Source organism: Halalkalicoccus sp. CGA53 (assembly GCF_036429475.1).
In the GTDB taxonomy this organism is placed as follows: Archaea; Halobacteriota; Halobacteria; order Halobacteriales; family Halalkalicoccaceae; genus Natronorarus; species Natronorarus salvus.
Genome location: NZ_CP144125.1, coordinates 2740544 through 2760660, shown reverse-complemented (window position 1 = coordinate 2760660; position 20117 = coordinate 2740544). Strand labels below are relative to the sequence as shown.

The following is a 20117-nucleotide window of genomic DNA, read 5'->3' as shown; positions in this document are numbered from 1 at the left end:
TTCCGGGGGCATGAGCTACCCGGTCAGCTACCACTGTCCACACTGCGGCGCGGTGGTCGAACTCGAGCGCGATGGCTATCTCGCGGACAAGGCGGTCACGCCCTACCCGTTCGAGCGCTGGGAGTACGCAAGCCCCGACGAGGCGTTCGAGGAGAGTGAGGGCGTCGCCTTCACCTGTGGCGATGACGGCACGCTCGTCGAGGGAGAGTCGGGCTGTGGCGAGCGCTTCTACCTGAGCTTCGTGAAGTTCGAGGAGGGGAGGGAGGTCGTTCCCGAGCTCTCCTCGGAGTTCGTCGAGATCGGCCGCGAACGACCGCGCGGGCCGCGGTATCCGGGTGGACCGGGCGACTGAGCCGTCGGTGGATTGATCACCTTCGCGCAGAGACGGGAGTCAGATGGCACCCACAGAGCTCTCCCGCCGGGGCTTCCTCTCGGGCGCGATGGGGACGGGAGCAACGGCGTTCGCCGGGGGGCTCCCGGTCGCGGCGGAGGCCGGGAGCGAGGCGGTCTCCGAGGGTCTAGAAGGCCTGGAGGGGTTCGTCGACGACCTGATGGCCGAGGGGCTGGCCGAACACGACGTCGCGGGCGCGACAGTCTCGGTCGTCCACGACGGAAGCGTCGAGTTCGCGAAGGGCTACGGCTACGCGGACGTCGAGGCCGGTCGTGAGGTGCGCGCCGACGAGACCCTCTTCAGGATCGGCTCGGTCTCGAAGCTCTTCGGCTGGACGGCCGCGATGCAGGGTGCAGAGCGAGATGCGTTCGACCTGGATACCGACGTGAACCGGTATCTAGAGGAGGTGACGATCCCCGGGACCTACACCGAGCCGATCACGCTCTCGCACCTCGCGACCCACACGCCCGGGTTCGAGGAGCGGCTTCGGGGGACGTTCGTCGCGAACGAGGACGACCTGCGCCCGCTCGCTGAGGTGCTCCGCGAGGAGCAACCGGCCCGGGTCCGACCGCCCGGCGAACTCGCCTCCTACTCGAACTACGGCAGCGCGCTCGTGGGACAGGTCGTCGCGGAGTGGGCGGGAACGAGCTTCGAGGCGTACGTCGAAGCGGAGATCCTCGCACCGCTCGGGATGGAGCGGACCACGTTCGGCCAGCCCGTCCCCGAGGACCTGGAACCCGACCTCTCGCGGGGGTATCGGTACACGGGCGGGGGGTTTCGAGAAGGGGAGTTCGAGTACGTCGGCATCCCGCCCGCGGGGTCGGCGAGCGCGACGGCGACCGACATGGCGCGGTTCATGCTCGCGAACCTGAACGGTGGGGAGGTAGAGGGCGGGCGGGTGCTCGAGCCCGAGTCGGTCGAGCGGATGCACGAACGCCGGTTCGGCCACGATGATCGGATCAACGGGGTCGCCTTCGGCTTCTACGAGCGGAGTCGTGGAGACCTCCGAGTGATCGCCCACGGCGGCGACACCGAACTCTTTCACACCGAACTGCTCTTGATACCCGACCTCGACCTCGGGCTGTTCGTCTCGTACAACAGCCCGGGCGGGGTCGCCGCCCGCGAGGAGTTCGTCGGGAGGTTCCTCGACCGGTTCGATCCGGCAGCAGGGTCCGAGCCACCTCTGGAGCCGGACGGAGCCCCCGCACACGCGGAGGCGATCGAGGGAAGCTACCGTGGGCTGCGGATCGCCGAGACGACCTACGAGAAACTCGTCGGCGCGACCTCGACCGCCGAGGTCGCTGTCGACGCCGACGGAACGGTGGTGGTGTCGACGCTCGGCGAGGAGTGGCGGTTCGTCGAGATCGACGACCTGCTGTTCAGGGAGGTCGGTGCGGAGGAGACGCTCGTGTTCCGCGAGGAGGACGGTGAGATCACCCACGCCTTCCTCGGGAGCGTTCCGGTCATGGCGTTCGAGCGTCTCGACTGGTACGAGCGGCCGCTGTTCCAGGGGGCGGTCGCCGGACTCACCCTGCTGGTGCTGCTCTCGGCGGTCGTCGGCTGGCCGCTCGCGATGGTCCGTCGTCGCTACCGGGACGGGCCGCCCCCGCCCGAGCGACCGCGGATCGCACGGTGGCTCGCCGGCACCGGTGCGGTGTTCCTGTTCGGCTTCCTCGTGGGGGTGGTCGTCCTCCTCGCGACCGATCCGGTGGGGACGCTCCTGTCGCCACCGACGACCCTCCAGCTCCTGCTCGTGCTCCCGGTGCTGGCGGCGCTGACGACGCTCTGGGCCACCCTCTACGTAGTCCGGTCGTGGCGAGCGTCCTACTGGGGGGTGCTCTCGCGGCTCCACTACACGCTGGTCGTGGCGTCGGCGGTCGGCTTCTGCTGGTTGCTCTCCTACTGGAACCTGCTCGGGGCGTGGCTCTAACGAAGGGGTGTTTTAGGACGGTCACGAGTGTGTAGGGAATCGGTAGGCCTCCGGTGGACAGTTCGAAGCTACACACGGCGGTCAGTTCGCCCCTCGCGTGTGGAGAGGGCTAGCTGCTGATCGTGGGCCGAGAGTCAAGGGACGACACCGTGACTCGGGACGTTCTCCGAAAACGACTTGGTAATACGTCTCTATACTACTTTCACGTATGACTGCGACGGTGTCCGCGAAGATCCCCGACGAGATGAAAGAGGAACTCGACCGGAAGGACGTCAACGTCAGCGAGGTGATCCGCGAAGCGCTCGACGCAGAGCTGACCGAACGCCGACGGGACCAACTGCGGCGCGACGTCGCCGCGCTCAGAGAGCGCGTCGGAACGGACGTCGATACCGACTCGATCGTCGATACCGTCAGAGAGACGCGAGAGGAGCGTTGAGCCGTGGCTTCGGGCCGACTGTTCGACGCAAGCGCGCTCGTGGATCTCCTCGTCGGAACGGAGGGGAGGACCGTCGATATCGACGTCGTTTTCGACGAGGCCATCCTGGATCTCACGATCTACGAGACGGCCAACGCGGTCTGGAAGATCGGGATCGCCCTGGATCGACTCGCGGACGACGATGTCGACGAAGCCGTTGCCCTCCTCGACAAGCTCACTCGTGAGATGCGAATCGAGAGCGCGGTCACCACCGATCTCGAGCGGGCGGTCGAACTCGCACGCCGGGTGGGACTTACGGTCTACGACGCGGCGTACCTCGCAGTCGCAGAGCGCGATGAACTGGCGGTAGTCACGGAGGACCGCGCGCTTCGGGATGGGTGTCTCCGCGAGGAGATCCCCGTCGAGACCGTCGCAGACCTCACGGGGTAGAACCGGGATCGACCCGAACGAGGTCACTGTCGAACCGCGAGCCAGCCCGCGATGGCCGCACAGACGACCGCGACCGCGGTGAGCAGTCCGAACAGCGCCGGCCAGGTCGCGTAGGTCAGCGTCGCGCCCGCGAGCGACGCGCCGAGCGCACCGACGCCGAAGGTCCCGAAGTAGGTGTAGCCGTAGGAGAGGCCGTGGAGGTCCGCTGGGACCGTCTCCGCGATCAGCGCCTGCCCCATCGGCGCGAAGACGTACATCGCGAACCCGATGACCGCACAGACCGCCGCGAGCGCGACGATCCCCATTCCCGCGGCCGGAACGAACGCGAGCGACGCGAGCGCGAGCACGAGGAAGGTCGCGACGAGCGCGCGCTCGATGCTCGCGACGCGGTCGGTCAGTCGCCCGCCAGCGTACTGGCCGAGGACACCCACGAGCAGCAGGCCGACGTAGACCGCCTGCGCCGGGTCGATCGTCCCGCCGCCGACGGCGACCGGTTCCGCGATCGCGAGACGGGAGAGCACGTCCGGGAGGAAGGAGGTCAGCCCCCGGTAGTAGATCCCGTAGGTCATCACGACCGCGAAGACGACGAGGAAACTCCCGGTGAGAAGCGAGCGAGAGGAGTCGAGAAACGATCGGACGTGGCCGCCGTCGGCGGTCGCCTCCGTCGTACCGGCGTCACCCTCCCGTACGTCTCCCTCCCCGACGTCGATCCACAGGCCGAGCGCGACCGCGAACAGCGCGGGGAGGACGAAGGCGAACGCGACGGACCGCCAGTCGAGGACGACGAGCAGTCCGAGCGCGAGCGACGGGCCGAGGGCGGTGCCGACGCTCCCGGCCGCGCCGTGGTAGCCGAGGACGGTTCCACGGGCCTCCGCGCCCCGGCTGATCAGCGAGAGGCCTGCCGGGTGGTAGAGACTCGCCGCCGCCCCCCAGACAACGAGCGCGAACGTCAGCACGAGGACGTTCGGCGAGAGCGCGATGAGCGCGAACGAGAGGCCCATCCCGCCGATCGAACAGAGGACGAGGCGTTTCGAGCCGTAGCGATCCGCGAGGACGCCACAGGGCGGCCCGCCGATGCCGACGAGTGCGAAGCCGGCGGCGAGAACGAGACCGAGCGTCGCCGCGGTCACCGAGAACGTGTCGAGCCAGACCACGACGAAGACGGGGATCGAGAGCTCGTAGCCGTGGAACGTCGCGTGGCTCAGCGCCGTGAAGCGGGCGATCGACCGGTCGTCACCGTCCATCGTGGCCCTCTGATCTTCCCACCGGTATAAATCGTCGCGATGGGGCGATCGGGTCCCCTCGGTTCCCGCGACCACGGTCGAGCGATCCTCCGTGCCGCTGACGCGTGCCCGTCGCTTTTGCACCCCGCCGTCGCTACCCTTCGACATGGAGTACGTCACCGTCGACGGTACGGACGTACCGGCGCTGGGGTTCGGCACCGCCCGGATGGATGGGTACGACGAGCAGTACCGCGCCGTCTCGACCGCGCTCGAGTCCGGCTACCGACATATCGACACCGCGCAGATCTACGGCAGCGAGGGCGCGGTCGGCGACGCGATCGTGGAGAGTGACGTCGACCGCGAGGAGCTGTTCGTCACCACCAAACTCGCGGACGGAAACCGCGATCACGACGCGGTTCTGGAGTCGACGGGAGAGAGCCTCGACCGCCTGGGGACGGAGTACGTCGATCTGCTGTTGATCCACGCGCCGAACGACCGTGTGAGCCACGAGGAGACGATCGGGGCGATGAACGAGCTCCAGGAGGAGGGGAGTGTCAGACACGTCGGCGTCAGCAACTTCTCGGTCCGAGAGACGGCGGAGGCGATGGAGCTCTCGGAGACGCCGATCCTGACGAACCAGGTGAAGTACCACCCCTACGAGTCCCAGAGGGATCTCCTGGCGTTCTGTATCGACGAGGGCGTGATGCTGACCGCCTATAGCCCGCTCGCGGTCGGGGACGTCGTCGGCGACGAGGTGCTGGAGTCGATCGGGGAGCGATACGGGAAGAGCGCCGCGCAGGTGGCGATCCGGTGGCTGCTCCAGCAGCCGATGGTCTCGACGATCCCGATGTCGTCTTCTCCTGGACACATCCGAGAGAACGTCGACGTCTTCGACTTCGAACTGGACGACGAGGAGGTGCGCGAGCTGTTCGACCTCCAGGGCGGACTCCCGGAGGACCTCGCGGACCGGCTCGGGGTGTAGCGCGTCGGCGGTCGACGGCGAGTCGTACAGTCACCGTCCACGATACGCGTTCCGAGCTCTCAGACGGCGACTGCTACCCGCCGATGTCGAAATAGACGGCGACGGCTTCACCTCTCTACCCCTTGATGTTACAGACCGGGAACGTCCTCGCCACTTTGTCCCCGATGCCTAGGGCGTCGCTCACCCGCACCACTTCGTCGACATCCTTGTACACCCCGGGGGCCTCCTCCGCCACGGTCGCACCGCTCTGGGCCTTGACGTACACCTTCTGGCCCCGCAGCTCGTCCTGCACGTCGCCGCCCCAGAACTCCTGTTTCGCCTGCGTCCGACTCATCAGCCTCCCCGCGCCGTGGGCCGTCGAGCCGAACGTCTCGCGCATCGAGTGCTCGCCGCCACAGAGCACGTAGCTGCCCGCGCCCATGCTCCCCGGGATGATCACCGGCTGGCCGACGTCGCGGTAGGTCCTCGGGACCTCCTCGCGACCGGCGGGAAAGGCCCGCGTCGCACCCTTCCGGTGGACGTAGAGCTCGCGGTCCTCGAACGACTCCGCGCGGTCGGCCGGTACCGCGTTCCCACGGGTATCCAAACCGACCTCGTGGACCTCCTTCTTCGCGATGTTGTGCGCGACGTCGTAGAGCAGCTCCATCCCCAGGTCCTCCCACGACCGGTCGAACACCCGCTCGAACACCTCTCTCGTCCCGTGGGTGATCAGCTGGCGGTTCACCCACGCGAAGTTGATCGCGGCACACATCGCGCCGTAGTACGCCTCCGCGAGGTCGGAGCCGGCGGGTGCGGCGGCGAGTTCCTTGTCGGGCAACGAGGCGAGTAAGTCGCCGTGCTCGCGCTCGATCCGCCGGAGGTAGTCGTTACACGTCTGGTGGCCGAGCCCGCGGCTCCCGCAGTGGATCAGCACGACGACACCCTCCTCGCGCAGGCCGTACGCCTCCGCGATCTCGGCGTCGAAGACGTCGGTCACCCGCTGGACCTCGAGGAAGTGGTTCCCGCTCCCGAGGCTCCCCAACTGGTTCTTCCCCCGGTCCTTCGCCTTCTGGGAGATGGCGTCGGGGTCGGCGTCCGGCCGCCGGCCTTCGTCCTCACACCGCGCGAGATCGCCCTCGGTGGCGTAGCCCTCGCGGACGGCCCACTCGACGCCCTCTTCGAGCACCGCGTTCACTGTCTCGATACCGCTCTCGACGACGCCGCCGCCGCCGAGTCCGGAGGGGATCGCGTCGAACAGCGCGTTCACCAGCTCCTCCTCCCGTCCCTCGACGTCCTCGTAGGTGAGGTTCGTCCGGACCATCCGCACCCCGCAGTTGATGTCGTAGCCGACCGCGCCGGGCGAGAGACAGCCCGTCTCGGCGTCCATCGCGCCGACTCCTCCGACGGGAAAGCCGTAGCCCTGGTGGCCGTCGGGCATGCAGATCGCGTGGCTCGTGATTCCCGGGAGCTGCGTGGAGTTCTTCAGCTGCGAGAGCGTCTTGTCCTCGGAGATCTCCTCCAGGAGCGCCTCGCTCGCGAGCACTCTGGCCGGGACGCGCATCTCCCCCTCCCGTGGGATCTCCCAGACGTTCTCACGAACCCGCTCCAACGTGATCCCGCCGGCGGTGTAGGTTCTCATACCTGGGGATCGACCGCGCGGGCGGGAATAGGTTTCGTCGGGAACTCACTCCTCGGGCGTGCCCGCACGCAGGCGGTCGACCTCGGCCTGGTTTCGCTCCCGGAGCGTCTCACGGTACGCGTCGTCCTCGACGAGACGTTCGATGTCCTCCGCGAGGCGTCTCCCAGCGAGGACGTCGGGCACCGTCACGACGAGCGCTCCCCGGTCGAGCAGCGCCGTAGCCGTGGCGGTGTCTCGCGCCCTGACGACGACCTCCGCCTCGGGATCGAGGTCGAGCAGTCTCGCGGAGCGTCCCTCCTCGATCACGGTCGAGACGATCAGACGAGCCTCCGAGAGCCGAGCCGCCTCCCAAACCTCTCGATCGGTGACGTTACCGACGACGTACCGATCGACCCGCTCGTCGAAGCGCTCGACGAGCGAGCGGTCGCGCTCTACCACGACGAACGGCCGGTCGGCCGAGACGCACGCCTCGGCGACCCGCTGGCCCTCGAGGCCGAAACCGACGATCACGACGTGATCGGTGAGGTCGTCGTCGACGCGAGCCCGGTCCGTGACCGGCGCCTGGCCGCCCGAGAACAGCCCCCGGTCGGTGAGCGCGAGGTGGATCGCCTCGTCGTACCGCCGGGTGTAGGCCGAGACGACCATCGTGACGATCGCGGCGAGGACGATCGCGTCGAACAGCGCCGGGAGGAGCGCGCCGACGCCCAGCGCTGTGATCGCGACGATCAGCGAGAACTCGCTCACCTGATCGAGGCTGAGGCCTGTGAGCGTCGCCGCCCGGCGGTCGTAGCCCCGGCGAATCGCGACGAACGCGGTGACCAGCGGGTTCACGATCAGGACGGCGAGGACGACGATCAGCGCGAGACCGAGCGTCTCGGCCGAGGGGACGGAGACGAGCGCACCGAGCGTGACGAAGAAGATCGGCGAGAAGAAGTCCTCGAGGTCCTCGATCGCGTCGATCACCTCGATCGAGAGCGGGTACTCCCGGGAGACGGCGAGGCCGGCGGCGAACGCCCCGACGACGATCGAGATCCCGAGTGCTTCGCTCGCCGCGATGAAGCCGACGAGCAGCGAGATCCCCGCCAGTAACAGCAACTCCGGGTCCTCGATCAGCGCCGAGACCCGGTCGAAGAGCACTCGTCGGAAGAGGTAGCCGCCGAGGAGGAGTCCTATCCCACCGACGACCTGCACCGGCGCCGGTTCGGGCGAGTAGACGAATGCGCTGAGGACGAGCAACACGAGGACCGCGAGGACGTCCTCGAGGAAGTGGATCGTCCCGGCGAGCCGTTCGTGGGTGACCCGCGGCCGTTCCTCCCGCTCTAAGTGTCCGAGGCTGACGAGCGAGGAGCTGAGCGAGCCGGCGATCGCGAGCAGGAGGGCGTCCTCGACGCCGAGGCCGATCCCGAGGCCGACGGCCCCGACGAGGACGCCGGTGACGAGCAGTTGGACGACCGCGACGAGTCCCGCGTCCCGGCCGACCCCGCCGAGGTCGTCGGGCTCGAGCGAGATCCCGAAGACGAAGACGAGGAAGGCGATCCCCCACTGGACGAGATCCAACAACGCTCCCTCCTCGACGAGTGCCAGTACCCCGACGAGAACCCCCGAGAGGAGGTAGACCGGTATCGCCGGGAGGGCGTACCGCCTCGTGAGGAGCAACAGGACCGCCGACGTCGCGAAGATCGCCGCCAGCATCCCGATGACCTCAATCGCCACCGGACTCACCACCCTCGATCCGCTTCGCCAGCTCCCTCACGGTCTCGGAGAACGCCTCCCGGTCGGTCAGGAACTCCGTGACGAGGTCGGCGAGTGCCTCGCCCGCGAGCGCGTTCTCGACGATCACGTAGGTCGCCCCCTCCTCGAGGAGCACCTCCGCGTCCGTCGCCGTCGTCGCCGAGACGAGGACGGTCGCCTCCGCCGGGGTCTCCTCGACGATCCGTCTCCCGACCTCCGGGTTCCGGCTGGCAGAGAGGACGAACGCGGCGTTCGCGAGGTCGGCCTCCGTGCGGACGTCGCCGTGTTTGAAGTCGCCGTAGGCGTACTCGACGTCGGCCGTAGAGAGCGCCTCGACGTTTCGCGGCGAGCGGTCGACGACGACCACGTCCTCGAAGTGCTCACAGAGCACGGAGAGCGCCTCCCGGGTGAGGTCGTCGTAGCCGACGACGACGGCGTGGTCCTCGTGAACCTCGAGGTCGGTGTCGGACTTCTCCTCGCTCTCGAACCGTTCGAGGTACGGCTTCGCCCGCTCGTAGAGCCGTTCGTTGTAGACGATGACGTAGGTCGAAAGCGACATCGTCACGAGCGCCATCAGCCCCAGATACCCGAGGACGTCCTCGTCGATCAGCTCCTGGGTGACCGCGAGCGCCCCGACGACGAGCGAGAACTCGCTCACCTGCACCATGTTCACCGATCCGATGAACGAGGTCTTCGGGGTGAACTGCTCGCGGTCGATCAGGTAGAACATGATGAGGAAGTTCCCGACCATCATCACCGCGCTCGCGACGAGCGCCTCCTGCCAGTAGGCGAGGAGGTTGTCGGCGGTGAGCTGGAGGCCGATCGAGGCGAAGAAGACGACGAGGAAGAAGTCGGTGACCGGGCGCATCCGCTCTTTGATCTCCGTGCTGTAGGGGAGCTGTGCGAGGCTGAGCCCGGCGAGGAAGCCGCCGACCTCGACGGTGACGTCGAGGCTCTCGGCGACGTAGATGAAGACGAACGCCCACGCGATACAGACGATGAACAGGACGTGGTGGTCCTCTGCGGCCACGCGCATCACCCGCGGGAGGAGGTACCGGTAGGCGAGATAGGCGGCGACGCCGAGGCCGACGAGCAGGCCGAGGATCACGGCGGCGTCGACCGCGAGTTCGGCCGGCGGTCCGGTGAGGCCTGCGCCCACCAGCGCGAGGACGACGACGAGGTAGATGTCCTGGACGATCAGTACCCCGACGTCGATCCTCCCCGGCAGGGTCTTTATCTGGCCCTGCTCGTCGAGCAGTTTCACGATCACCGGGGTCGCACCGAAGACCGTCGCGAGCGCGATGACGATCACGTCCATCTCGCGGAAACCGAGCGCGTAGGCGACCGCGAGCGCGAGCGCGGTCTGGAGGACCGTCTGGCCGACGGCGATGTTGACGATCGAGCGGAGGATGTGTTTGATCCGTTCGAAGCGCATCTCGATCCCGAGGACGAACAGGAGGAAGCCGAGGCCGAGTTCGGCCATGATCTCGATCAGTTCGTCCTCGGTGACGATCCCCAGGAGGACGGGGCCGACGACGATCCCCGTGAGGAGGTAGGCGACGATCGCCGGCTGTCTCGTCTTCCGCGCGAGCACGCCGAGCAGCGTCGCTGCGACGACGACGATCGCGAAGTCGGTCGCGAGCGCGATCCCACCCAGCGTCATCGATTGCGCCACCCGGCTGCGTCACTCAGCACGTATTACTCCGAGTTCCCGGCGAGGTCCCCTCTGTGTTTCGCTTTCCGACGCGGGCCGCCGGTTTACTCCTCCGGCGATGCGCCGACCTCGGGCGGGTGACGTTTCGAGTCGATCGTCGAGGCGACCAGCTCGCCGTACTCTGTGGCGGTCAGTTCCCCGTCGTTGTACCGCTCGGCCAAGTCCGTCCCGACTTCGGCCGCGCCGAAGGAAGTGGAGGCTGGATCGAGGATCGTCACGTCGAGGAACTCGGATTCGTAGCCCGAGTCGATCAGCGCCGCGTACGCGCCCGCGATCGGAGCGATGTCCTGGAGGTTTCCGGTGCGATGGAGGTCGGTGTTGACGTACTCGACGGAGACGGCGGTGAGTGCCTCTCTGACCGACTCGACCTCGATGCCGTAGTCGACCAGCTTCTCCGCGAATGTATCGAGATCATCGATCTCGGCGTCGTCGAAGGCCGTGATCCCCTCCTCGAGGAACTCCGTTCGCTCCGTGACCGGAAGCTCTGGAGTTATCTCCGAAACCGGAACCTCGACGTTCGGGGGGAACTCCTCGCCGATCTCTTCGGTGCATCCCGCGACCGAGATGGTGGCGAGTACGGCCAGCCCACCCCGAGAGAGGAGCCCGCGTCGCGTCGTCGGTCCGTCCATGACGGACGATCGACTCGACGACTGAAGGGTGTTGGTTCTGCGTTCGCCGGCCCAGCGTACTTCGGCCCGATCGCCGTACCAGTTCGGGATGGCGCTCGAAACGTACGACGTCGGCCTCGTCGTCTTCGGCCTCGTCTTTCTCGCGGTCGCTGTGTTGCCTCGGCTGGTCTCGGAACGGCCTATCTCGATGCCCATCTTCTACGTCGGGTTCGGGATGGTGGTCTTCGCGCTCCCGTTGACGATCCCGGCGCCCGATCCGCTCGAACAGGGCCAGGCGACCGAGCGCCTCGCCGAGTTCGTCGTCATCATCGCCCTGATGGCCGTCGGGTTGAAGATTGATCGACCGCCAGGACTCAGAGCGTGGGCCTCGACGTGGCGCCTGTTGGCAATCACCATGCCGCTTTCGATCGTAGGGGCAGCGTTGCTCGGCTGGTGGCTCGTCGGTCTCCTCGCTCCGACGGCGATCCTCCTCGGCGCGGTCATCGCCCCGACCGATCCGGTACTCGCCTCCGAGGTGCAGGTAGAGGAGCCGGGCGAGAGCAGCGAGGAGGAATCACACCCGGGTGAGGGCGGCGAACTGGAGGTCCCGTTCGCGCTCACTTCGGAGGCCGGGCTGAACGACGGCCTCGCCTTCCCGTTTACGAACCTCGCGGTCGCGATCGCGCTGGTGGGACTCTCCCCCGGAAACTGGCTCGGCGAGTGGCTCCTGATCGATGTCGTCTACCGGATCGTCGCGGGCGGAGCCTTCGGACTCCTCCTCGGGTGGGTCCTCGCCCGCCTCGTCTTCGCGACGATGCCCGAGACGAGGGTCGGCCAGTCCGTCAAGGGGATCGAGGCGGTGGGGGCGACGCTGATCGTCTACGGGCTCACCGAACTCGCGGGCGGGTATGGCTTCATCGCCGTCTTCGTCGCCGCCGTGACGATTCGTAACTACGAACGCTCGCACGAGTACAACCAGTCGCTGCACGAGATCGCCGAACTCTCCGAACAGACGGTGATGGCGATCCTCATGGTGCTCTTCGGAGGCGCGATCGTCGGCGGTCTCCTGGGACCGCTGACCGATCGAGCGATCCTCGCCGCGGTCGCGATCCTCCTCCTCGTTCGACCGATTGCGGGCGTCGTCGGCCTCCTCGGGTTCGACCGCGACTGGTCAGAACGGCTCGCGATCTCCTTTTTCGGCATTCGGGGGATCGGCTCGTTCTACTACCTCGCCTACGGGCTCAACCAGGCGGCGTTCGCGGACGCGGACCTCCTCTGGGCGACGGTGGGACTGGTCGTCCTGCTCTCGATCGTCCTCCACGGCATCTCGGCGACGCTGGTGATGGACCGCCTCGACGTCGCCTAGACGTCGAACACCACGTACGCGTACCATCCCTCCTCGCACTCCTCGAGACGCATCTCCGAGTAGGTGACCGCCTTGATCTCGCGCGCCTCGATCGATCCGATCGGGACACCTCGCGCGCTCGCCTCCAGTCGCCACTCCCCACCAGCCTCCTCGGTCCGGACCTCGTGGTCGGCCGGGAGCACGTCGCGGACGTCGCGTTCGTAGATCAGTTCGTCGAGGTAGTCGAAGAGCAACGCCTCCTCGCTCTCCGCCGCGATAGCGAAGGAAAAACGCTCGCCCGCCTCGGGTACCGCTTCGCAGTGGGCGGCGGTCAGGCCGTCCGCGACGGCGGCGAAGACCGTATCGCGGCTCCCGGCGCGGGCTTCGATCGCGACGTCGGCCGTGTGCGCCCTGAGTTCGTACACGGCGTCCGGTTCGTCGGCCCGGGAGTTCACCGTTACCATCGCCGGTGCAGTTATAACGTTCGCCATACCTAATTTCCTAGCAGTGAGCGTCAACGTCGATCTACAGGTCGTCGGGCCGGGCGACGCGGCGGAGGTCGAGGAAGCGTGGCGACTGAAGGAGCGGATCCGCGCCGAGGAGGGCGTCCTGAAACAACGTCGTGGCTTCTTCCACGAGGCGTACCGCCGCTCGACGGTCCACCTGCTCCGAGTCGGCGGCGACCTCGCAGGGTTCGTCGCCACCCGAAGCGACGGCTACATCCTCTTTCTCGCCATCGCACCCGACTACCGGGGCGAGGGCCTCGGCCGACGGCTCGTCGAGACGGTCGCGGACGAACACGACCGAGTGACCTGTCACGCCCGAACGACCAACGAGGAGGCGCTCGTCTTCTACGAGCGCGTGGGCTTCGAGATGGTCAGGCGGATCGACGGCTACTACGAGGACGACGGCGACGCCTTCTACCTGCGACTCGGCGACGGAGGCATCCGTGGAAAGCTCTCGGAGTTCATCCGCCGCTGACCGCAGGCGCTTTAGCCACTCCGGTCGAAGGAGCGACGAATGGACGAGCGGACGCGACTCTACCTGCGGGGACGCTTCGGCGACCACTACCGCAGGGTGGAGATCACGCCACCGCCGGGGGCGAGCGAGCGCGAGTGGGGCTACATCCCCTTCTCCGAGGGCGGTACGAGGATGGTCCGCCACCGATCGGTGCTCGACCTCGGCCGGATCGACGACTTCCTCGCTCGCGAGCGTCCCCGGCACGTCTACTTCTCGACGGGCACCTACGACGACCCCGGGGCGAACTCGATGGACGAGAAGGGTTGGCGGGGATCGGACCTGATCTTCGACCTCGACGCCGATCACCTACCGGGGGTAGAACTCGGCGAGGACAGCTACGCCGAGATGCTCGCGACCTGCAAGGACGCGCTCTACAGACTGCTCTCGTTTCTCGACGACGACCTCGGCTTTTCGGACCTCACCGTCGTCTTCTCCGGCGGCCGTGGTTACCACGTTCACGTCAGGGACGAGGGCTTCAGGGAGGTCGAGCGCGAGGGCCGGCGCGAGATCGTCGACTACGTGCGGGGGATCGGTCTCGACCTGGAGGCGTTGATCTCGACCGAGACCGTCGCCGGGCTCGGACGGAAGACGCCCGCGGAGAAGCGGAGCCTCGACACCAGGGGCGGGTGGAGCCGTCGCGCCCACGAGGGCGTGCTGACCCTCGTCGAGGAGGTGAGCGGGATGAGCGAGGATCGGGCGATCGAGCGGCTCAGGGAGTTCGACGCCGTCGGCGAGGGAAGAGCACGGGCGGCGCTGCGGGCGATGGCGGAGAACCGGGCCGCGATCGAGGAGGGTAACGTCGACGTCCACCCCGCGTTCTTCCCTATCGTCAGGCAGGTCGCGGCCGAGACGGTGAAGGCGGAGAACGCCCCGATCGACGAGCCCGTGACGACCGACACGAACCGGCTCATCCGGCTACCGGGCAGTCTCCACGGCGGGAGCGGGCTCTCGGTCGTTCGACTCGACAGAGAGGCGCTGGAGGCGTTCTCGCCGCTCGCAGACGCCGTCCCCGACACGTTTACCGGCCACGAGATCGCGATCGAGACCGACGAGGCACGGGTCGTCGAACTCGGCGGGGAGCGCCACGAGGTGTCCGAGGGCCACTCGACGGTCCCGGAGTACGTCGGGATCTTCCTCATGTGTCGCGGCTGGGCGGAGAAGGGACGCGAGCGGTGATCCGATCCGGAGTCGGCGGGGGTTCGAGCCGTGGACGGGAGAGTTAAGTGAGTCCGAGACATCGCTCGCGAGTATGTATCGGGTGTTCGTAACCGACGTCGAGGTGGGGCGGTGAACCTCGACGACCTCCAGTCGGTCCGCGACACCGAGCGCCGAAAGGACAGCCTCCAGCACCTGGAGGCGAGTTTCTACGGCGACGTCGCCCAGTACATCGAGGGGCTCAGAGAGGAGCGCTCGACGGTTGCGGAGGCCTCCTCCGATCCGTTCGCCGACCCCGAGGTGCGCCGGCTCACCGACGAGATCGAGACCGCAGAAGGAACGGTCGAGGCGATCTACGAGCGACGTGTCGGCAAGCTCGTGAAACTCGCGAGCTTCGCCGCCGCCGACATGCCCGCCGACGAGGAGGGGCTCACGAGGGAGGAGCGACAGCTCTTCGAGGATCTCGTGGACCAGATCAAGGAGAACAGACGGCACGTCCTCTCGGTGCTCGCGGGCGAGGCGGACGGCGGTGACGCCGAGGCGGTCTCCGATGGCCCCGAGGTGGGCTCGGAACCGGCGGAGCCGACCCCGGAACCGGCGGACGCCGCGTCGAAGCCCGCGAGCACCGACCCGGACGTCAGCGCGGCCGACCTGATGGGCGGGGCGGAGCCGACGCCGACCGAGGGCGATCCGGAGCGGTCGTCGGGACGGGCTGACGGGTCGCGGGCCGGGGCGACGGGAGAACGGGAAGGGGAGGCGACGGGGTCGGATACCGAACGCCGGACGGTCAGGATCACTGAGGATATCGGCGAGATCGTCGGCTTCGACGCACGCACCTACACCCTCGCCGCCGACGACGTCGTGACGCTACCGGTCGAGAACGCCGAACCGCTGGTCGAGCGCGAGGCGGCCGAACCGCTCGACTGAGAGCGGTACCCGTCTTGAAGCGGGCCGAGCCTACTGGAACGCGCGGCTCGCGCCCTCTTCTTCGATCGCCTCGGGCGACTCGAAGCGCTCTTCGATCTCCTGGTAGCGCTCGCGCACCTCCGAGGTGACGCTCGGGAGCACCTCCTCCAGTGCCGCCTCGAAGTGCTCGCGCGAGATCCGGACGTTGCCGACCGTGTCGGCCATCTCCTCGGGCGAGACCGACCGGATGAACTCGCGGGTGGCGGCGAGCGACGCCTCGCGACAGACCGCCTCAATGTCGGCACCGACGTAGCCCTCGGTTTCGGCCGCGAGACGGTCGATCTCGACGTCGTCCGCGAGCGGTTTGTTCTCGGTGTGGACCGCGAAGATCGCTCTGCGCGCTTCCTCGTCCGGCACCGGGACGTGGACGTGGCGATCCAGCCGGCCGGGGCGCAACAGCGCGTTGTCGATCAGGTCCGGTCGGTTGGTCGTGGCGATCACGACGACGTCCTCGAGCTCTTCGAGCCCGTCGAGTTCGGTCAGCAGCTGCGAGACCATCCGCTCGGTGACGCCCGAGTCGCCCGTCCCTCGGCCGCGTTCGCCCGCGATCGAGTCGATCTCGTCGAAGAAGACGATCGTCGGGGCGTTCTCGCGCGCTTTGCTGAACACCTCTCGCACGCCCTTCTCCGACTCGCCGACGAACTTGTTGAGCAGTTCGGGACCCTTCACCGAGATGAAGTTCGACTCGGCCTCGTTCGCGACCGCCTTCGCGAGCAGCGTCTTCCCGGTGCCCGGTGGGCCGTAGAGCAGGACACCCTTCGCCGCGTCGAGGTCCATCGCGGAGAACACATCGGGGTACTCGAGGGGCCACTGGATCGTCTCGCGCAGGCGCTCTTTGGTGTCCTCGAGGCCACCGACGCGCTCCCAGGTGACGTCCGGCACCTCGACGAACACCTCGCGAAGCGCCGAGGGCTCGATCCCGCGCAGCGCGTCGCGGAAGTCCTCTTCGGTGACGCGCAGTCGCTGGAGGATCTCCGCGTCGATCTCCTCCTCCTCGAGGTCGAGTTCGGGCCGGATCCGCCGCAGGGCGTTCATCGCGGCCTCCTTCGCCAGGCTCTCTAGGTCCGCGCCGACGAAGCCGTGGGTGTTCTCGGCGTAGCGATCGAGGTCGACGTCCTCGGCGAGCGGCATCCCCCGGGTGTGGACCTGCAGGATCTCCGTGCGGCCGTCCTTGTCCGGGACGCCGATCTCGATCTCGCGGTCGAACCGGCCGCCACGGCGCAGGGCGGTGTCGAGCGAGTCGACCCTGTTGGTCGCCCCGATGACGATCACCTCGCCACGCTCGTCGAGGCCGTCCATCAGGCTGAGCAGCTGGGCGACCACGCGGCGTTCGACGTCGCCGGTCGTCTCCGAGCGCTTGGGTGCGATCGAGTCGAGCTCGTCGAGGAAGACGATCGCCGGGGCGTTCTCGGCCGCCTCCTCGAACACCTCCCGGAGCTGTTCCTCGCTCTCCCCGTAGTACTTCGACATGATCTCCGGACCGGAGATGTCGGTGAAGTAGGCGTCGATCTCGTTGGCCACCGCCTTGGCCATCAGCGTCTTCCCGGTTCCGGGCGGCCCGTGGAGCAACACGCCCTTCGGCGGCTCGATGCCGAGCTGTTCGAACAGCTCGGGGTGACGCATCGGCAGCTCGATCATCTCCCTGACCTGTTCGAGCTCCTTATCGAGACCGCCGATGTCCTCGTAGCTGATCGAAGGCGAGCCGACCGCGCCCTCTCTGATCTGTTCGGCGGGCTTCTCGCTGATCCGGATCTCCGTCGAGTCCGTGACGACGACGGTCCCCTTCGGGCTGGTGTCGGCGATCTTGAGCGGGATCTCCCTGCCCGAACCGCCGGCCATCGGGCCGATACCGAAGCCGACGCGCACGGTCTGACCCTTCGTGATCGCCTGTCCGGAGAGGCGGTCCCGAACGAGCGGCCCGATGTTGCCCTGGATCCGGAGGTTCTGTGGGGTGGCGACGGTCACGCGCGTCGCGGGTGAGACGTCGGCCTTCTCCACGGTGACGCGGTCGTCGATGCCGACGCCCGCCTCCTGACGGAGCCGTCCGTCGATCCTGATGACCGCGCGGCCCTCGTCCTCGGGGTAGCCGGGCCAGACGCGTGCGACCGCGCGACCGCCCTTCCCCTCGATGACGATGTAATCGCCGTTCTCGAGGCCGATCTCGGCCATCGCCGCGCGGTCGACCGCGGCCAGCCCGCGCCCCGCGTCCTTCTGCTTCAGTGGTTTGACGCTGAGTTTCATCGCTCTATCTCGACAGTGACGACGCCGTTTCTCATAACCGCTTTCGCTCCCTCGCTCGGGAGGTCGATCTCGTACTGGCGGTCGCCCTCGTTCCCGGGGACCACGACGACGGCCGTGCCGTCGACGACGTCCACCGTCGCTCCCTCTGCCGATCCGACGTCGGCGACCACGAGGGAGGAGTCCTCGTACTCGTAGCGGCGCACCATCGGCTCGTCCGACTGCTGGATGTCTATCGAACGCATTGTGACTAACCACAGGTAAGCGTCGAGAATATAAAACTCTATCGCACGCTGTAGCACGCCCTCCGGCGGTTTCCCCCGTCGGTCGTGTTCTGGTTCCGGCCGGTAAAGACGTTCACGGTCGATACGGTCGTGGCCGGTCGCGCTCGCACTACGGTATTATACCGTCGGGCGGGCGATGGGTGGTATGAACACCGTCACGCACGAGGGCCGGACCATCGCGTACGAGGTCCACGACCGGGGTGGGGACGGTCCCGGAGCCGTCTTCGTCCACGGGAGCGGCGGCTCGCGCGCGGTCTGGAAGTCACAGGCGAGACTCGCCGACGAGTTCCCGGTCGTCACGTTGGACCTGAGCGGCCACGGCGAGAGCGAGGACGTCGGCTCCGATCCCGGCTGGGAGACGCTCTCTGCGTACGCGAGCGACGTCATCGCCGTCGCGGAGGAGACCGCTGCTCGGACCCTGGTCGGCAACTCGCTCGGCGGGGCGGTCTGTCTGCACGTCGCACTGCATCGCAGATTCGAGCCCGAGCGACTGGTGCTCGCCGGGACCGGCGCGAGGCTCGCGGTGCTCGAGGACCTTCGAGAGTGGCTCGAGACGGACTTCGAGCGAGCCGTGGAGTTCCTCCACGAGCCAGGCCACTTCCTGAGCGACGGGACGGAGGACCGGCTGGTCCGAGCGTCGAGGGAGGCGATGCTCGACTGTGGACAGGCGGTCGTCCGCCGTGACTTCGAGAGCTGTCACCGCTTCGACGTCCGTGAGGAACTCTCGGGGATCGACGTCCCCTCGCTCGCCGTCTGTGGCTCCGCCGATCGCCTCACGCCGCCGTCGTACCACCGGTATCTCGCCGAGGAGATGCCCGACTGCGAGTACGAGGAGATCGACGGCGCCGCCCACCTCGCGATGCTCGACCGCCCGGACGAGTTCAACGCGACGCTCTCCGAGTTCCTCGGGACTCAATAGAGCTCATCTAACTCGTCCTCGACGTGGCTGTGCTCGGGTCCGGGGAACTCGCCCGAGGTGACGGCCTCGTGGTACTCGCCGATCGCACGCTCCATCTCCCCGCGGACGTCCCCGAACCGCTTCGAGAAGGGTGGCGACCACTCCCCCAGACCGACCACGTCGGTGACGACGAGCACCTGTCCGTCGCAGTCCGGCCCGGCTCCGATGCCGATCGTCGGGATCGAGAGCTCCTCCGTGACCGCGGCCGCCAGGTTCGCGGGGACGTGTTCGAGCACGAGTGAGAACGCGCCGGCCGCCTCGTGCTCGCGCGAGAGCTCCGCGATCCGTTCGGCGGTCTCCTGGGTGGTCCCCTGACGCCCGTACCCGCCGAGCTGGTTCACGCGCTGTGGGGTGAGCCCGAGGTGTCCCATGACCGGGATCCCGAGGTCGACGAGCCGTTCTGTGAGCTCCACCGTGTGCGCGCCACACTCGAGTTTCACCGCGCTCGCCCCGCCTTCGGTGAGCAGCCGCCCGGCGTTCTCGATCGAGCGCTCCTCGCTCACGCCGAAGGAGAGAAACGGCATGTCCGCGACCACGAGCGCCGTCTCGGTGGCTCGCGTGACCGCTGCCGTGCGGGAGAGTACCTCGTCCAGCGTGACCGAGAGCGTGTCGTCGTACCCCAGGACGGTGTTCCCCATGCTGTCACCGACGAGCAATACGTCGATCCCGGCCTCGTCGGCGATCCGCGCGGTCGGCGCGTCGTAGGCGGTCAGCATCGTGATCGGCCGCTCGTCCGAGAGCGCGCACACGTCCGCAACCGTCGTGGACATACGGGAGCTACCCCGCCTCCGGCGATAAGCGCGGTGGTCGCGGAGAACCCATACGCTTAGGCGCGCTCGCGCCCGATGGCTCCCCGTGCCAGAGCTCGTCGAGACCCACGACCCGGAGGGCGTCGACTACGGCTGGGTCATGCAGGCCACGTTCGTCTGCACGATCCTCGTCGGCGCGCCGATCGTGGCGGTCGCCTCCGTCGGTGCCGACCTCCCGACGTGGGGCGCACGAGCCGAGTTCGCGATCCGGATCGGCGCCGTCGTCTGGGTGTTCACGGCGGTCTCGGCGTTCCTCTACGCGCGTCGACGCGCGGCGGCA

General features: G+C 67.9%; 19 protein-coding genes and 1 pseudogene. 11 read left to right on the top strand and 9 right to left on the bottom strand.

What is annotated here, in order from left to right:
* Positions 1–10 precede the first annotated feature (10 nt).
* The 4 genes from V2L32_RS15925 (at position 11) to V2L32_RS15910 (ending at position 3186) form a co-directional block, all read left to right on the top strand.
* Positions 11–352, top strand: a complete 342-nt coding sequence (locus V2L32_RS15925) for a hypothetical protein (protein ID WP_331233491.1) — start codon at positions 11–13, stop codon at positions 350–352.
* 43 nt (positions 353–395) lie between these two features.
* A complete protein-coding gene (locus V2L32_RS15920) occupies positions 396–2321 on the top strand; it encodes a serine hydrolase domain-containing protein (protein WP_331233490.1) in 1926 nt (641 codons plus the stop codon).
* Between the two features lie 208 nt (positions 2322–2529).
* Positions 2530–2757 carry a hypothetical protein gene (locus V2L32_RS15915; RefSeq protein WP_331233489.1) on the top strand — a complete coding sequence of 76 codons (228 nt, stop codon included), beginning with the start codon at positions 2530–2532 and terminating at the stop codon, positions 2755–2757.
* A 3-nt stretch (positions 2758–2760) separates the two neighbouring features.
* Positions 2761–3186, top strand: a complete 426-nt coding sequence (locus tag V2L32_RS15910) for a type II toxin-antitoxin system VapC family toxin (RefSeq protein WP_331233488.1) — start codon at positions 2761–2763, stop codon at positions 3184–3186.
* Between the two features lie 23 nt (positions 3187–3209).
* On the opposite strand, the gene V2L32_RS15905 is transcribed toward V2L32_RS15910, so the two are convergent.
* Positions 3210–4430, bottom strand: a complete 1221-nt coding sequence (locus V2L32_RS15905) for an MFS transporter (protein WP_331233487.1) — start codon at positions 4428–4430, stop codon at positions 3210–3212.
* Positions 4431–4575: 145 nt separating this feature from the next.
* Here V2L32_RS15905 and V2L32_RS15900 point away from each other — a divergent pair, with 145 nt between their 5' ends.
* Positions 4576–5391 carry an aldo/keto reductase gene (locus V2L32_RS15900; protein ID WP_331233485.1) on the top strand — a complete coding sequence of 272 codons (816 nt, stop codon included), beginning with the start codon at positions 4576–4578 and terminating at the stop codon, positions 5389–5391.
* Between the two features lie 115 nt (positions 5392–5506).
* Here V2L32_RS15900 and V2L32_RS15895 read toward each other — a convergent pair whose 3' ends face one another.
* From V2L32_RS15895 to V2L32_RS15880, 4 genes are all read right to left on the bottom strand, one after another.
* Entirely contained in the window at positions 5507–7009 is a 1503-nt protein-coding gene (locus tag V2L32_RS15895) for an RtcB family protein (protein ID WP_331233484.1), read from the bottom strand.
* 45 nt (positions 7010–7054) lie between these two features.
* On the bottom strand, positions 7055–8722 hold the full coding sequence (locus V2L32_RS15890) for a cation:proton antiporter (protein WP_331233482.1): 1668 nt from the start codon (positions 8720–8722) through the stop codon (positions 7055–7057).
* Positions 8712–10403 (bottom strand): cation:proton antiporter, encoded by a 1692-nt coding sequence (locus V2L32_RS15885; protein WP_331233481.1) that lies wholly within the window; start codon positions 10401–10403, stop codon positions 8712–8714. The genes V2L32_RS15890 and V2L32_RS15885 overlap by 11 nt, the downstream gene beginning before the upstream one ends.
* Positions 10404–10498: 95 nt before the next feature.
* A complete protein-coding gene (locus V2L32_RS15880) occupies positions 10499–11083 on the bottom strand; it encodes a hypothetical protein (RefSeq protein WP_331233480.1) in 585 nt (194 codons plus the stop codon).
* An 88-nt stretch (positions 11084–11171) separates the two neighbouring features.
* On the opposite strand from V2L32_RS15880, the gene V2L32_RS15875 reads away from it, so the two are divergent.
* Positions 11172–12428 (top strand): cation:proton antiporter, encoded by a 1257-nt coding sequence (locus V2L32_RS15875; protein ID WP_331233479.1) that lies wholly within the window; start codon positions 11172–11174, stop codon positions 12426–12428.
* On the opposite strand, the gene V2L32_RS15870 is transcribed toward V2L32_RS15875, so the two are convergent.
* Positions 12425–12871: an archease gene (locus V2L32_RS15870; RefSeq protein WP_331233478.1), complete on the bottom strand. Its 447-nt coding sequence runs from the start codon at positions 12869–12871 to the stop codon at positions 12425–12427. The genes V2L32_RS15875 and V2L32_RS15870 overlap by 4 nt on opposite strands.
* Positions 12872–12914: 43 nt before the next feature.
* Here V2L32_RS15870 and V2L32_RS15865 point away from each other — a divergent pair, with 43 nt between their 5' ends.
* The 3 genes from V2L32_RS15865 to V2L32_RS15855 all read left to right on the top strand — a co-directional run bounded on the left by V2L32_RS15865 (position 12915) and on the right by V2L32_RS15855 (position 15509).
* Positions 12915–13388, top strand: coding sequence for a GNAT family N-acetyltransferase (locus V2L32_RS15865; RefSeq protein ID WP_331233477.1), 474 nt, complete (start codon positions 12915–12917; stop codon positions 13386–13388).
* Positions 13389–13427: 39 nt separating this feature from the next.
* Complete coding sequence (gene priS / locus V2L32_RS15860; protein ID WP_331233476.1) at positions 13428–14603, top strand: DNA primase small subunit PriS; 1176 nt, start codon at positions 13428–13430, stop codon at positions 14601–14603.
* Positions 14604–14714: 111 nt separating this feature from the next.
* Positions 14715–15509: a DNA replication complex subunit Gins51 gene (locus tag V2L32_RS15855; protein ID WP_331233475.1), complete on the top strand. Its 795-nt coding sequence runs from the start codon at positions 14715–14717 to the stop codon at positions 15507–15509.
* Between the two features lie 30 nt (positions 15510–15539).
* Here the strand turns inward: V2L32_RS15855 and V2L32_RS15850 are convergent, their stop codons facing one another.
* A complete protein-coding gene (locus V2L32_RS15850) occupies positions 15540–17789 on the bottom strand; it encodes a CDC48 family AAA ATPase (RefSeq protein WP_331233474.1) in 2250 nt (749 codons plus the stop codon).
* Positions 17786–18031 (bottom strand): DUF7127 family protein, encoded by a 246-nt coding sequence (locus V2L32_RS15845; RefSeq protein ID WP_331233473.1) that lies wholly within the window; start codon positions 18029–18031, stop codon positions 17786–17788. The genes V2L32_RS15850 and V2L32_RS15845 overlap by 4 nt, the downstream gene beginning before the upstream one ends.
* Before the next feature lie 184 nt (positions 18032–18215).
* Between V2L32_RS15845 and V2L32_RS15840 the strand changes: the two genes are divergently transcribed.
* Entirely contained in the window at positions 18216–18989 is a 774-nt protein-coding gene (locus tag V2L32_RS15840; protein ID WP_331233472.1) for an alpha/beta fold hydrolase, read from the top strand.
* On the opposite strand, the gene panB is transcribed toward V2L32_RS15840, so the two are convergent.
* Positions 18983–19798: a 3-methyl-2-oxobutanoate hydroxymethyltransferase gene (panB, locus tag V2L32_RS15835; protein WP_331233471.1), complete on the bottom strand. Its 816-nt coding sequence runs from the start codon at positions 19796–19798 to the stop codon at positions 18983–18985. The two genes, V2L32_RS15840 and panB, sit on opposite strands and share 7 nt — an antisense overlap.
* Positions 19799–19883: 85 nt before the next feature.
* Here panB and V2L32_RS15830 point away from each other — a divergent pair.
* Positions 19884–20105 (top strand): annotated as a pseudogene (locus V2L32_RS15830) (DUF5822 domain-containing protein); the annotation flags it as partial.
* Between the last annotated feature and the right edge of the window lie 12 nt (positions 20106–20117).

Bases quoted from the DNA above. Each gene is read 5' to 3' on its own strand.
- V2L32_RS15925 (WP_331233491.1), top strand. From the start codon at position 11: ATGAGCTACCCGGTCAGCTACCACTGTCCACACTGCGGCGCGGTGGTC.
- V2L32_RS15920 (WP_331233490.1), top strand. From the start codon at position 396: ATGGCACCCACAGAGCTCTCCCGCCGGGGCTTCCTCTCGGGCGCGATG.
- V2L32_RS15915 (WP_331233489.1), top strand. From the start codon at position 2,530: ATGACTGCGACGGTGTCCGCGAAGATCCCCGACGAGATGAAAGAGGAA.
- V2L32_RS15905 (WP_331233487.1), bottom strand. From the start codon at position 4,430: ATGGACGGTGACGACCGGTCGATCGCCCGCTTCACGGCGCTGAGCCAC.
- V2L32_RS15900 (WP_331233485.1), top strand. From the start codon at position 4,576: ATGGAGTACGTCACCGTCGACGGTACGGACGTACCGGCGCTGGGGTTC.
- V2L32_RS15895 (WP_331233484.1), bottom strand. From the start codon at position 7,009: ATGAGAACCTACACCGCCGGCGGGATCACGTTGGAGCGGGTTCGTGAG.
- V2L32_RS15885 (WP_331233481.1), bottom strand. From the start codon at position 10,403: ATGACGCTGGGTGGGATCGCGCTCGCGACCGACTTCGCGATCGTCGTC.
- V2L32_RS15880 (WP_331233480.1), bottom strand. From the start codon at position 11,083: ATGGACGGACCGACGACGCGACGCGGGCTCCTCTCTCGGGGTGGGCTG.
- V2L32_RS15875 (WP_331233479.1), top strand. From the start codon at position 11,172: ATGGCGCTCGAAACGTACGACGTCGGCCTCGTCGTCTTCGGCCTCGTC.
- V2L32_RS15870 (WP_331233478.1), bottom strand. From the start codon at position 12,871: ATGGTAACGGTGAACTCCCGGGCCGACGAACCGGACGCCGTGTACGAA.
- priS (WP_331233476.1), top strand. From the start codon at position 13,428: ATGGACGAGCGGACGCGACTCTACCTGCGGGGACGCTTCGGCGACCAC.
- V2L32_RS15850 (WP_331233474.1), bottom strand. From the start codon at position 17,789: ATGAAACTCAGCGTCAAACCACTGAAGCAGAAGGACGCGGGGCGCGGG.
- V2L32_RS15845 (WP_331233473.1), bottom strand. From the start codon at position 18,031: ATGCGTTCGATAGACATCCAGCAGTCGGACGAGCCGATGGTGCGCCGC.
- V2L32_RS15840 (WP_331233472.1), top strand. From the start codon at position 18,216: ATGAACACCGTCACGCACGAGGGCCGGACCATCGCGTACGAGGTCCAC.
- panB (WP_331233471.1), bottom strand. From the start codon at position 19,798: ATGTCCACGACGGTTGCGGACGTGTGCGCGCTCTCGGACGAGCGGCCG.